Origin of the sequence: Salinisphaera aquimarina (genome assembly GCF_042643355.1) — a bacterium.
Lineage (GTDB): Bacteria > Pseudomonadota > Gammaproteobacteria > Nevskiales > Salinisphaeraceae > Salinisphaera > Salinisphaera aquimarina.
The window spans coordinates 591,835-604,539 of the sequence record NZ_JBHRSS010000003.1 but is presented as its reverse complement, the minus strand read 5'-3'; the positions used below and the strand labels follow the sequence as shown (position 1 = coordinate 604,539).

Annotated in this window: 12 protein-coding genes; 7 read left to right on the top strand and 5 right to left on the bottom strand. The window is 65.1% G+C overall.

The features are described from left to right. The first annotated feature begins 154 nt into the window (after positions 1–154). On the top strand, positions 155–1,021 hold the full coding sequence (locus tag ACFOSU_RS06310) for a glycine betaine ABC transporter substrate-binding protein (RefSeq protein WP_380687591.1): 867 nt from the start codon (positions 155–157) through the stop codon (positions 1,019–1,021). Positions 1,022–1,037: 16 nt separating this feature from the next. On the opposite strand, the gene ACFOSU_RS06305 is transcribed toward ACFOSU_RS06310, so the two are convergent. The 3 genes from ACFOSU_RS06305 to ACFOSU_RS06295 all read right to left on the bottom strand — a co-directional run bounded on the left by ACFOSU_RS06305 (position 1,038) and on the right by ACFOSU_RS06295 (position 4,583). Beyond that, entirely contained in the window at positions 1,038–1,961 is a 924-nt protein-coding gene (locus tag ACFOSU_RS06305) for a hydroxymethylglutaryl-CoA lyase (protein WP_380687589.1), read from the bottom strand. Between the two features lie 324 nt (positions 1,962–2,285). Continuing rightward, positions 2,286–3,530, bottom strand: coding sequence for a CaiB/BaiF CoA transferase family protein (locus ACFOSU_RS06300; RefSeq protein ID WP_380687587.1), 1,245 nt, complete (start codon positions 3,528–3,530; stop codon positions 2,286–2,288). Positions 3,531–3,683: 153 nt separating this feature from the next. Further along, positions 3,684–4,583, bottom strand: a complete 900-nt coding sequence (locus ACFOSU_RS06295; RefSeq protein WP_380687585.1) for a LysR substrate-binding domain-containing protein — start codon at positions 4,581–4,583, stop codon at positions 3,684–3,686. Between the two features lie 394 nt (positions 4,584–4,977). On the opposite strand from ACFOSU_RS06295, the gene ACFOSU_RS06290 reads away from it, so the two are divergent. Next, the gene (locus ACFOSU_RS06290) at positions 4,978–5,223 is read left to right on the top strand and encodes a hypothetical protein (protein WP_380687582.1); all 246 of its coding nucleotides are present in this window, start codon (positions 4,978–4,980) and stop codon (positions 5,221–5,223) included. Between the two features lie 3 nt (positions 5,224–5,226). Continuing rightward, the gene (locus ACFOSU_RS06285; protein WP_380687580.1) at positions 5,227–6,717 is read left to right on the top strand and encodes a sodium:solute symporter family protein; all 1,491 of its coding nucleotides are present in this window, start codon (positions 5,227–5,229) and stop codon (positions 6,715–6,717) included. Positions 6,718–6,757: 40 nt separating this feature from the next. On the opposite strand, the gene ACFOSU_RS06280 is transcribed toward ACFOSU_RS06285, so the two are convergent. Next, on the bottom strand, positions 6,758–7,603 hold the full coding sequence (locus tag ACFOSU_RS06280) for an oxidoreductase (protein WP_380687578.1): 846 nt from the start codon (positions 7,601–7,603) through the stop codon (positions 6,758–6,760). A gap of 106 nt (positions 7,604–7,709) precedes the next feature. Further along, positions 7,710–8,933: a saccharopine dehydrogenase family protein gene (locus ACFOSU_RS06275; protein WP_380687576.1), complete on the bottom strand. Its 1,224-nt coding sequence runs from the start codon at positions 8,931–8,933 to the stop codon at positions 7,710–7,712. A gap of 145 nt (positions 8,934–9,078) precedes the next feature. Here ACFOSU_RS06275 and ubiE point away from each other — a divergent pair, with 145 nt between their 5' ends. The 4 genes from ubiE to ACFOSU_RS06255 are packed head-to-tail and all read left to right on the top strand — an operon-like array spanning position 9,079 to position 12,612. Further along, a complete protein-coding gene (gene ubiE, locus ACFOSU_RS06270) occupies positions 9,079–9,885 on the top strand; it encodes a bifunctional demethylmenaquinone methyltransferase/2-methoxy-6-polyprenyl-1,4-benzoquinol methylase UbiE (protein WP_380687574.1) in 807 nt (268 codons plus the stop codon). Then, the gene (locus tag ACFOSU_RS06265; RefSeq protein ID WP_380687571.1) at positions 9,882–10,505 is read left to right on the top strand and encodes a ubiquinone biosynthesis accessory factor UbiJ; all 624 of its coding nucleotides are present in this window, start codon (positions 9,882–9,884) and stop codon (positions 10,503–10,505) included. Before ubiE ends, ACFOSU_RS06265 begins: the two co-directional genes overlap by 4 nt. After that, on the top strand, positions 10,505–12,124 hold the full coding sequence (ubiB, locus tag ACFOSU_RS06260; RefSeq protein ID WP_380687569.1) for a ubiquinone biosynthesis regulatory protein kinase UbiB: 1,620 nt from the start codon (positions 10,505–10,507) through the stop codon (positions 12,122–12,124). Before ACFOSU_RS06265 ends, ubiB begins: the two co-directional genes overlap by 1 nt. After that, the gene (locus tag ACFOSU_RS06255) at positions 12,121–12,612 is read left to right on the top strand and encodes a GNAT family N-acetyltransferase (protein ID WP_380687567.1); all 492 of its coding nucleotides are present in this window, start codon (positions 12,121–12,123) and stop codon (positions 12,610–12,612) included. The genes ubiB and ACFOSU_RS06255 overlap by 4 nt, the downstream gene beginning before the upstream one ends. The last annotated feature ends 93 nt before the right edge of the window (positions 12,613–12,705 follow it).

Here is a 12,705-nt window from a genome sequence, read left to right as displayed (position 1 = left end):
ACCGAGCTGCCCCGATATGTCAGTGTGGTGGTCATGCCACGTCCGCGCATGTACCGCGTCGGTCACCGGCCGGCGTCCGCGCACTGGCGCTGCCTCAGGGGGTGCGTACCGCGGCGGCAGGCAAATGTATCGACAACAGGGCGAGGGAGTTGTTTTGAGCTATTTCAAGACTTTAGGGGCGATCGCGGTGCTGCTGGCCGGGCTCGCCGGCGGGTCGGTCGCGTCCGCGGCCGAGCCGATCACGATCTATACCGACAACTATGCGGCCGACGAGGCGATCAGTCGCATCGCGCGCGATCTGATCGAGGCGCACTACGACACGCCGGTGGAACTCAAGCAGGTGTCGGTGGGCGTGTCGTTCGTGGGCACGGCGCAGAACGAACGCGCGGTTTTCCTGGCCGCCTGGCTGCCGGTCACCCACGCAGACTATATGAACCGGGTGAAGGACAAGGTGGTCAATCTCGGCACGATCTATACCGGCGCGCAACTGGGCTGGGTGGTGCCGGACTATGTGCCCGCTGACCAGCTCGATAGCTTCGAGGATCTCACCAACCCGGACGTGGTCGAGCAGCTCGATGGCCGCATCCAGGGCATCAGCGCCGGGGCCGGCGAGATGCAGGTATCGAAGAAAGCGCTCGAGGCCTACGGGCTCGACGACTACCGGCTGATTACCGCAAGCGGCCCGGCGATGACCGCGGCGCTCAAGCGCGCCATCGACGCGTATGAATGGATCGTGGTTACCGGCTGGAGCCCGCACTGGAAATGGGAGCGCTACGATCTGCGCTATCTCAAGGATCCCAAGGGCGTCATGGGCGGCGAAGAACACGTCGATGCCATCGTCAATCCCGCGCTGGTCGACGCCGAGCCCGAGATCACCGGTTTTCTACGCCGGATGACGTTCACGCTCGAACAGATCAATCCGATGCTGGCCGAAGCCAACAACAGCTCTTACGATGCGGCCGCCAAGACGTTCATCGACGATCATCCCGACCTCGTCGCGTCGTGGATCGACGGCGACTGATAGCGGACTTCGTGCCTCAGCCGGCCGCTGCCGGCAACGCATAGCGGCGCTGCGATGTCCCGGCCTTGACCACCTGGCCGGGTACCGCGTGGCCGACGATGTCCGGCAGGGTCGAGGCCACCGCGAGCAGGGCGTCGAGATCGACGCCGGTGTCGACGCCCATCTGCTCGAACATGTGGACGAGGTCCTCGGTACAGACGTTGCCGGTCGCCCCTGGCGCGAACGGGCAGCCGCCGAGCCCACCGAGCGCGGCGTCGAAACGGGTCACCCCGACCTGCCAGCCCGCCAGTGCATTGGCCAGGCCCATGCCGCGCGTGTTGTGCAGATGGAGGGTGAGATCGAGACCGGGGTGCTGTTCGCGCACGGCGCGGCACAGATCGCTGACCTGACGCGGATTGGCCATGCCGGTGGTGTCGCAGAGGGTGACCCCGTCGATGCCGAGGCCGGCGATGCGGGCCGTGATCTCCAGCACGCGTTCGGGCGCGACGTCGCCTTCGAAGGGGCAGCCGAAAGCGGTGGAGATGGACGCGTTGGTCGTGGCATCCGCGCCGGCGGCCAGATCCACCATGCGGGCGAAACGCTCCAGCGATTGCTCGGCGCTCATGTGCAGATTGGCACGGCCATGGCTGTCGCTCGCCGACATGACGAAGTTCAGTTCATCGGTGCCACAGGCCAGCGCGCGTTCCACGCCTTTTTCGTTGGGAATCAGCGCCACATAAGCCACACCTGGGGCGCGCCGGATGCCGGCCATCACGTCGGCCGCGTCGCGCAGGTTGGGAATCGCCTTCGGTGAGGTGAACGATGTCGCCTCGATCTTGGCCAGGCCGGTGCTCGACAAGGCGTCGATCAATGCGATCTTGTCGCCGGTGGGCACGAATTCGGCTTCGATCTGGAAGCCGTCGCGGGCGGCGACGTCGTTGATGTGGATACGGTTTTTCATGTCAGGCGTTGTCTCTGGGAACCTCTGATTGACTGCTGGCGGATCGTGTTCGCCTAAAAGATTAGATTAGGCAAACGGCATAGATACAAGGCGCCGGGTAACGCGTCCGGCCCAAACATCAACCAGTCGCCGGACCGAACCCGGCAACGCCGTAGCGGGGCGGCTTGGGCCGAACCTTTCTTGCATTGCAAGAAAGGCCGGGGCTTTGCGCGCGCCTTGACGGCGGCGTTCATCATTCACGTGCAACTGGTCTATTGTCGGGCACGCTACATTCTTCTCTCCTTGCCAGCCGCACGCAAAGCACGCCGGCGCGACCGTGACGATTCAACCAGAGGTTCCCCCGGGTCCAAAACACACGCCGCGGGCATGCAGTTCGGCCTGGGTGTCGGCGTCGATGCCCAGTTCGTCGAGCACGGCCTGGGTGTGTTCGCCCAGTGCGGGGCCACCGCCGTCGATACGGCCGGGGGTGCGGCTCAGGCGCGGCAGCACCCCCGGCACCTTCAGCGACTCGCCGTCGGTAGTGGTAATGGTCCGGATCATCTCGCGCGCCGCGTAGTGCGGGTCCTCGACGATGTCCTGGGCGGTGTAGGGATGGCCGGCCGGCACCCGGGCCGCTTCCAGCACCTCGAGGACCTCGGCGCGGCTGTGTTCGCGCGTCCAGTCGTTGATGGCGGTGTCGATGCGCTCGGCCTGGGCGCTGCGGCCGTCGTTGTGGGCCAGATCGGGATCGTCGCCGAGATCGTCGCGGCCGATGGCGCTCATCAGGCGCTTGAAGATGCTGTCGCCGTTGCCGGCGATGAGCACTTCGCGGCCGTCCTCGCAGCGATAGGCGTTGGACGGCGTGATGCCGGGCAGGGCACTGCCGCTGGGTTCACGGACCACCCCGGCGCCATCGTATTCCGGAATCAGCGATTCCATCATGCCGAACACCGACTCATACAGGGCGACGTCGATGTACTGGCCTAGGCCGGAGCGAGCGCGCTCGGTGAGGGCGAGCAGCGCGCCGATCACGCCGTAGAGCGCGGCCAGCGAATCGCCGATGGAAATACCCACGCGGACCGAGGATTCGCCCGGGGCGCCGGACAGATAACGCAGCCCGCCCATGGCTTCGCCGATGACGCCGAAACCGGGCCGGTCGCGATAGGGGCCGGTCTGGCCGTAGCCCGAGATGCGCACCATGATCAGCTTCGGGTTGATCGCCGACAGGTCTTCCCAGCCGAGATTCCATTTCTCCAGCCGGCCGGGGCTGAAGTTCTCGACCACGATATCCGCCTCGGCGACCAGTCGCTTTACGATATCCTGGCCTTCTTCGGACTTGAGATCCAGCGACAGGGATCGCTTGTTGCGGGTCTGCACATGCCACCATAGCGAGGTGTCGCCGCGCATCACGCGCCAACGCCGCAGCGGGTCGCCGGTGCCGGGCGGCTCGATCTTGATCACGTCGGCGCCGAATTCGCCCAGCAGCTTGGTGGCGAACGGCCCGGCAATCAGCTGACCGAGTTCGAGTACCCGGATGCCTTCCAGGGCCATCGCGGCGCGGGTCTCGCTTGCATGATCGGCGGCTTCCATCGGGGCTCGTGCGTTCGGATGATGGATTCAGCCTAGGCACAACGCCGGAAATCGACAATCATCGGATCACAGAACGAGGCTTCGTGTTTCGCGTACGCGTAGCCGCGACTGTCGTGCCGGCGCAGTCGATTGATCTGTGAGTCCGACAGCATCCTAGGCGTCGCCCGGCCGCCCGATCAGGTGATCGACCATCTGCCGTGCCAGCACCGATAGCGCGTCGTAATCACGTACGGCGAGCGACAGCTGGCGCTCGGCCCAGCTGTCGCTCAGCGGCACGATCGAAAGATCCAGGCTGTGGCCGAGCGCGGCCACCGCATTGTCGGGCAGTACGCCCACGCCCATGCCGTAGCTGATCATCCGGCAGATGCCCTCGAAGCTGCGCACCTGGATACGCATGCGCAGGCGCGCGCCGCTGTTCTTGGCCGCGGTCGCTATGAGTTCGTGCAGCGATGCGTCCTGCTGCAAGCCGATGAAGTCGTAGGCTACGGCTTCCTGCAGGCTCACCGAGGTGCGCGCGCCCAGCGGATGATCGCGCGGGGTGACCAGCACCAGCCGGTCGCGGCGATAGGCAAAGGTCTGCAGATACTGCACCGGCTGCTGACCGGCGAATACGCCGATATCGGTCAGGCCTTCCCGCACCGCGTGTACCACTTCGCTGCTGATGCGCTCCTGCAGATCGATCTTGACCTCGGGATGACGCTGGCAGAATCGGCTCAGGTCCGCGGGCAGGAATTCGATGATCGCCGATGTGTTGGCATAGAGACGGACATGTCCGCGCACGCCGCGACTGTATTCGCTCAGATCCGCCTGCAGCCGTTCCATGTCGTCGAGCACGGTGCGCGCATGGTGCAGCAAGGCATCGCCGGCGGGGGTCAGTTCCACGCCGCGCGGGCGTCGATAGAGCAACTCGGCTTCGAGCTGGGTCTCCAGATCGCGTATGCGCTTGCTCACCGCGGCCAGTGCGATGTGTTCGCGGTCGGCGGCCCCCGTCAGGCTGCGCTCATGGGCAATGGAGACAAACAGCCGGAGCGTCGTGAGATCGATTCGTTTCATCGCCTGGCCATATCCGTTGCGCCGCGGCGGGCAATGTTATTAACCCGGCCGGTTCATGTATTTTTGTGCCGGACTGATAATACTAGGGTCTGTTGCCGCGTCGTCCGAGCGCCGCGTTGGCGTCCTCAAATTGCGTTAGACAAGGCGCGAGTCGCCGGTCGTGGCTCGCCACGATCAAGACTTGCAACGCCGGCTGAGGTGATTTGAGGCCCAACCCTACGGGACAAGGGCTGTTTTACGGCAACAGACCCTGGCGTGGTTTCGTCTTTCGCGAAGCCAGGCTTGCCGATTGCCTGATTGTGTCAGCGGCGGCCCCCCGGCCATCCTGCTCCGATTGCGTCAAAGTGATAAGGGGTGGCGCGTGGCAGCAATAACAAGGACAAGGAGGAGACAAATGAAAAGAAAGACCAAGGAGCCGGTCAAGAGCCCGCTCGTATGGCTCGTGTTCGTGGTGATCTTTGCACTGATCAACCCGTGGTATTTCCCGGCCGGCTCGTATACGCCGTTGTTCTGGGGCGTGCCGTACTGGGCGTGGATCATTCTCGCGGCATCGCTCGCCCTGTCGGTGTTCATCACCTGGGTGGTGTGCTGCCAATGGGATCTCGACGCCGACAACGACCACAACGAGCCAGGGGAGTAACGCATGGAACTCGCATTCGGCGGCGTCTCCGGCATCGTGGTGCTGGTGGCCTACGGCGCACTCATGCTCGGCGTGGGGCTCTATACCTATCTGAGCAATCGCAATATTCGCGAAAGTCTGGACGAATACTATCTCGGCGGGCGGGGGCTCGGCGTGATGGTGTTGTTCTTCACCTTCTTCGCTACCCAGTACAGCGGCAATACCGTGGTCGGCTATCCGCCCACCGCGTATCGCATCGGCTATCAGTATCTGGTGTCGGTGCCGTTCTTCATCCTGATCATCGCGAGCTATCTGTTCTTTGCCCCGCGCCTGTATCAGCTCGGGCGCCGATTCAGTCTGCTCACGCCGGTCGACTGGCTGGATATCCGCTTCAAATCGAAAGCGGTGACGATTCTGGCGGCCATCCTGATGCTCTATGCGCTCGGCAACTATCTGCTGGAGCAGTTCGTGGCCATCGGCCAGGGCGTCTCGGGGCTGACCGGCGGCACCATTCCCTATCAGGTCGGCGTGGTGTTCTTCATCGTCATTATGGTTGCCTACAGCTGGCTGGGCGGCATGCGCTCGGTGGCCTATACCGACACGATCCAGGGCATTGCACTGCTGTTCGGCGTGTTCATGCTGCTGATCGGCTCGCTGATCTATTTCGGCGGCCCGGCGACGTCCGCCGAACTGATGCTGCAACAGACGCCGGAGAAACTGGGGGCGCCCGACGCGGGCGGGGTGACCCACTGGTTCTGTCTGTTACTGCTTGTCGGCATCGGAGCGGCGGTGTATCCCCACGCCATTCAGCGCATTTTCGCTGCGCGCAGCGAGGCCACGCTCAAGCGCTCGTTCATACGGATGGCGTATATGCCGTTCGTGACCGCGGGCGTGGTGTTCGTGGTCGGCATCATCGGTATCGCGGCGTTCCCGGATCTGACCACCGCCGAGTCCGAACAACTGGTCGGGCGCATGGCCAACGCGCTGGCGAACAAGAACATCATCTTCTACTGGGCGATGATCATGCTGTTCGGCGGCGTGATCGCGGCGATCGTGTCGACCGCCGACTCGGTGCTGCTGACCTTCTCGTCGATCGTGTCGAACGATCTGTACGGCCGCTATATCAGCCCCGATGCCTCCGAGCAGCGCAAGGTGCTGGTCGGCAAGCTGGTGGGGCTGGTCGCGGTAGTGGTGCTGGTGATCATCGCCTGGTATCCGCCGTCGACGCTGTATCAGATCTTCGTACTCAAGTTCGAGCTGCTGATCCAGGTCGCACCGGCGCTGATTCTGGGCCTTTACTGGGCCCGCCTCAACCCGCGCGCGTTGTTCGCGGGCATGCTCGCCGGTGCGGTGCTGGCAGCCAGCATGACCTTCATCGGCTTGCGGCCGCTGGGCGTATTCAGCGGGCTCTGGGGGCTGTTGCTCAACCTCGTGATCTGCGTCGCGGCCAGTCTGGTCATGGGCGTGCGCGATGATGAACAGCAGCATGCCGCCAAGGTGATCGGCACCTACTGACGGGCCGGCCGCGGTCTCGGCTGACCGGCCCCGTGGTCGGTCAGTCGGGATAGTCGGTGGCGACCGAGACATCCCGCCAGGCGTCGATTTCGTCGAGCACGCTCTTGAGATACCCCTCGACCTTGTCCACACCCCAGGCACCGAGCACCAGATGGTGCGGCGGGTTGGGATGGGCCACGAGATCGATCATCGCCCGGGCCGCGCGCTCGGGATCGCCGGGCTGGGCGCCGCTGCCATCGCGGGTGCCCTGCATGCGCGCCGCTGCCGTGTCGGCATAGTCGGCGATGCGGCTCGACGTCTGCTTGAGGGAACGGCCGGCCCAATCGGTTCGGAAGGGGCCCGGCTCGATACAGATCGAACGGATACCCAGCGGTGCGACCTCGGCGTCCAGTGCGTCCGACCAGCCTTCCACGGCGTGCTTGCTGGCGGCATAGAAGCCCGAGCCCGGAAAGCCGATGAAGCCGGCCACCGAGCTGATGTTGAGAACATGCCCGCGCCGACGTTCGCGCATGCCCGGCAGAATCGCCTGGGTGATGGCGAACAGGCCGAAGACGTTGGCCTCGAACTGGGCCCGTATCTCGCTGTCCTCGGCTTCTTCCACCGATGATTGATAACCATAGCCGGCGTTGTTGACCAGCACGTCGATACGGCCGAATTTCTCATTTGCCGCGGCGACGGCCGCCTGAATCTGAGCCGCGTCGGTCACGTCCAGCGTGACCGCAAGCGCGCGATCCGGGGCCGCCTCGGCGAGATCCGCGACGCGGGACTTGTCGCGCGCGCTCATCACCGCGCGGCCGCCGTCGTCGATGATCTGCTGGGCGAGCGCACGGCCGAAGCCGGTGGAGCAGCCGGTGATGAACCAGACCGGGTCGTTGGGCTGTGTCATGGCATCGATTCCTTGTGGAGCGTTCATTCGGGCGATAGATGCAGACTGCATGAATCGCCGCCACCGCTTATATGGGACCGGGCGTTAGCGATGCAAACGGGTCTGTTCAGTCCAGCACCTCGAACGTCACTCCGGCGTGCGCCTGCAGACGCTGAATGAGTTTGTTGCCCAGCAGCGTGGCCGGCGTCCAGAAACCGCCGGGCGTATCGGCGTCGATATCGCGGGCCAGACAGGCGCCGGCTTCGCCGAGCATCTTGCAGGTCGAGCCATAGCCGGGATCGCGGTCGCCCAGAACTTTTGCCTTCAGGGTCCGGCCGTCGGCGGTCGTGCCGAACAGGCGGATGTCGTAGAAGCCTTTGTCCTGGGCCTCGGGGCTGGGGCCTTCGCCGGGGGCGGGCAGCACGAAGCGTTCGAGCAGCGTGCGGGTCGGTGCCAGCGCCACGCCGAGCAGAAATCCACCCAGGCCCAGGGTCATGCCGTAGGCGGCCAGCCGGCCTTTGCTGCCGCGGCCCATCATCACCGCCTCGTCATAGCGAAAACCGGCGCCATAGGCCTGGTTCGACAGGGCATTGCTGCGTTGCACGATACGTTCGTTGGTGGTGGCCATGATGAACGGCGCGATCCAGGCCTCGGCGTCCGCGTCGTGCTGGGCGCCGCGCACGCTCGGCTGACGCACGTCCGGGCTGTAGCCGGGCGGGCAGATCGAGTAGGGATTGGCCAGTTCCTTGCGCAGGGCCGGATTCTTGCGCAGCTGTTTGGCCAGCGCGGTCATGCTCGCCACGGTGCCGCCGGAAAACCCGCCGCGCATGGCCTTGACCCTCATCTTCACGCGCGTGCAGGGCGCGGCGAATCGCTTCTGCGCCTCCTGCTGCAGGAAATACACGCCCAGATCAGAGGGCAGGGAATCGAAGCCGCAGCAATGCACGATACGTGCGCCGGAGGCCTTGGCGGCGTCCTCGTATTTGCTCAGCATCTGCCGAATCCAGTGCACCTCGCCGGTGAGATCGCAGTAGTCCGTGCCGCTTTCGGTACAGGCCGCGATCATCGGTTCGCCGTAGAGCGCATAGGGGCCGACGGTCGACACCACCACGCGGGTCTGTTCGCAGAGCGCGGCGAGCGTGGCCGGCTCGTTGGCATTGGCCACGATCAGGGGCGCGTCGGGCTGGCCGATGTCGGCGCGGACTTTCTCCAGCCTGGCCTTGGAGCGCCCGGCCAGGGCCCAGCTCAGCGCGCCGCCGCTGCCGTAGCGCTGGGCGAGATAGGCGCAGACCAGCTGGCCGACGAAGCTGGTGGCACCGAAGATCACGAGGTCATATTGGTTTTTCGGCACGGGTTGTCGTCCATGAAAACGGGTTTGATCTCAGCCTACGGGAAACATCGATTACGCCGCGTGTGCAGCGGTCCGGGTCGGCCGTCTGCTTGGCCGCTTGGTGTGCCTCGCGTAAGCTTGCCCCAGCTCTAATTCCAGGTCTGACATGACCCAGCACGACAATCCCGAACGGCCCGGTGCCAATGCCGCCGGTGCCGGCTCGAACAACGATCCCGAGACCATAGATTTCGGCTACGAGCGTGTCTCCCGGCGCGACAAGCAGGGCCGTGTCGCGGCGGTGTTCGATTCGGTGGCCGACAACTACGACATCATGAACGACCTGATGTCGATGGGCATCCATCGGGCCTGGAAGCATTTCACCCTGGAACTGGCCGCCGTGCGCGAAGGCGATCGCGTACTGGATCTGGCCGGCGGCACCGGCGATCTGGCCGCCGGCTTTGCCCGCCGTGTCGGCCCCAAGGGGCGCGTGCTGCTGTCGGATATCAACGGCGCGATGCTGGCCAATGGCCGCGACCGGATGATGGACCGCGGCGTCGTCGGCAATATCGATTACTGTCTGGCCAATGCGGAAAAACTGCCGTTCGCCGACAACAGCTTCGACTGCGTGACCATCGGCTTCGGGCTGCGCAACGTCACCGACAAGCCGGCGGCGCTGGCGGAGATGGCGCGCGTGACCAAACCCGGCGGCCGTTCGCTGGTGCTCGAGTTCTCCAAGCCGGCCGTGCCCGGGCTCGACAAGCTCTACGACCTGTATTCGTTCACGGTGCTGCCGTGGCTGGGCAAGAAGGTCGCCAATGACGAAGCCTCGTATCGCTACCTCGCGGAGTCGATCCGCATGCACCCCGATCAGCAGACACTGCAGGCGATGATGAGCGATGCCGGTTTCGTGCGTTGCGGCTATCACAACCTCACCGGCGGGATTGTTGCGGTCCACCGCGGCTACAAGGCATGAGCGCTGGCGAGTTGCGGAGTCTGCCGACGGCGGCGCTCGGCGCGATCGAGATCGCGCTCAACAAATATGTCGCCAGCGATGAGCGCGCGCTCGCCCGCTGCCGGGATCTGGCCGGCCGCGCGCTGGAAGTGCGTTTTTCCGATCTGGCGTTTCGGCTGGCGTTCGTCGCCGAGCAGCACGGCCTGCAGGTGCGCGCCGCCGCCGAAGGCGAGGCCGACGTGGCGTTGACCGGTACCAGCGCGGCCTTCGGTCGCATCCTGTTTTCCGGTGGGCGCGACGGCCTTACCGGCGGCGGCCTGCGTATCGAGGGCGATATCGGCGTGGCGCAGCGGTTCGCCGATCTGTTTTCGAGCGTGGATTTCGACGTGACCGATATTATCGATGCCCGGCTGGGGCCGGTGCCGGCATATTTCGTGGGCAAGGGCCTGCGCGGCGCGCGGTCATTGCTGTCCCGGGCCATGCGCGAGTTGCCGGAACAGGCCGCCGAATACCTGCGCGAGGAAACCCGCGACGTGATCGGTGCCTGGGAACACGAGAAATTCGTCACCGCGGTGGAAACCCTGCGCGACGATAGCGAGCGTCTCGACGCCCGCATGCGCCGTCTCGAGAGCGCCCGCTGATGTTCTCACGCAGCCGGCGCCTGCTGGAAATCCTGCGCGCCGTGCGCGAGTACGGTCTGGGCGAGCTGATGGGCGACGCCGCGCCGACCTGGCTGGTCGGCCGCCGGCGCGATTTCGATCAATCCGTGAACGTGCGCCTGCGGCTGGCGCTGGAAGCGCTGGGGCCGGTGTTCGTGAAGTTCGGCCAGACCCTGTCCACGCGCCGGGACCTGCTGCCGGACGGCATGGCCGAGGAACTGTCCAAGCTGCAGGATGACGTGCCGCCGTTCGAAGGTGCCGAGGCGCGCCGGCTGATCGAGGCTGCCTACGGCCACCCGCTGGACGTGTTCTTCGCCGAATTCGATGAACAACCGCTGGCCGCGGCCTCGATCGCCCAGGTGCATGTGGCGCGCCTGCATCCCCGCGCCAATGAAAATGAAGGCCGCGAGGTGGTGGTCAAGGTGCTGCGCCCCGATGTGCATGAACGCATCGAGCGCGATATCGCCGTGCTCTACCGGCTCGCGGGCCTGGCGGCGCGTTTTCATCCCGAGGCGTCGCGGCTGCGGCCGGTCGAGATCGTGGCCGAGTACGACCGCATCATTTCCGACGAACTCGACCTGATGCGCGAGGGTGCGAACGCCAGCCAGTTGGGGCGCAACTGGGCCGGGTCGGATCTGATCATCCACCCCGAGATCCATTTCGACTACAGCACCGAGAACGTGCTGGTCATGGAGCGCATGGTCGGCGTACCCATCGACGATGTGGAAACGCTCAAGGCCGCTGGCGTGGACTTCAAGGTGCTGGCCGAGCGCGGCGTGGAGATCTTCTTCAAGCAGGTCTTTCGTGACAATTTCTTTCATGCCGACATGCATCCCGGCAATATCTTCGTGCAGACCGATCATCCGCACCGGCCGCGCTACGTCGGCCTGGATTTCGGCATCGTCGGCTCGCTGACCGCCGACGATCAGCGTTATCTGGCCGAGAACTTCCTCGCGTTCTTCAACCAGGACTACAAGCGCATCGCCGAGTTGCATATCGAATCCGGCTGGATGCCGGCGGATACCCGCCTGGAGGAATTCGAGGGCGCGATCCGCACGGTGTCCGAGCCGATCATGAACAAGCCATTGGCGGAGATCTCCTTCGGCCTGTTCCTGGTACGCCTGTTCAAGATTGCGCGCCGCTATCGCTATCAGGTGCAGCCGCAGCTGGTACTGCTGCAGAAGACCGTGCTCAACGTCGAGGGTCTGGGCCGTGATCTGTACCCGCAGCTGGATCTCTGGGCCACGGCCAAGCCGGTGCTAGAGGAATGGATGCTGCATCGCGCCAGCCCGAAAGTGGCTGCGGCGCGGTTCAGGAATCAGCTGCCGCAGATCATGGACAGCCTGCCGGGGTTGGCGAGCACGCTCATGCGGCGTCTCGACGAAGGGACCAATCCGGCCGCGCGCGAGCTCGAGCGCGCGCTCGGCGATATCACCGACGAGCTGCGCATTGCCCGCCGCGCCATGCGCTGGACCGTGGTCGGCACCGGCGCCGTGGTGTCCGGCGTGCTGCTGGTGGTCTATCCCGAGGCGCCGGACTGGCTCGGCGGCGCGGTCGGCGTGATCGGCCTGGGCTGCTGGATTCGCGCCTGGCGCGGATGAACCCGCCGGCAGCGCCGTTACCCGTCGGGCCGGTCGCGCCCAGGCTGAGGCTACGCGCGGTACGCGCCAGCGACTACGACCGCGTCTACGCCTGGCACGTCGCTGCATTCAAGACGCACATCGAGCAGATCTGGAATTGGAACGAGGATTGGCAGCAGCGCGACTTCGCGGCGTTGTTTGCCGCCGTGCCGCCGCGGATCGTGATCTACGAAGGCACGGCCGTCGGATATATCCAGATTCAGGCGCGCGCGAATGATCTGCATCTGGTGAATATCGCGCTGGACGAACAGGTGCGGGGTCTGGGGCTCGGCGGCCGGTTGATCGGCATGCTGCAGGCGCGGGCCGCGGCCAACGACCAGGGCGTCACCCTGAAAGTGTTCAAGAGCAATTCCCGTGCGGAAGCGCTGTATTCCCGGCTGGGGTTCCTGCGCTGCGGTCAGACGGCCGCGCATCACCGCATGCAGTGGCTGCAGTCGATGATCTCCTAGAGCCTGTTGCCATCTCACAAGAGGCCGCTCCGGCGGCCATTTTTTTCGCAAGGCAAGGCGCAGCGAGCGCGGCATAGCCAAGCTACATGAACG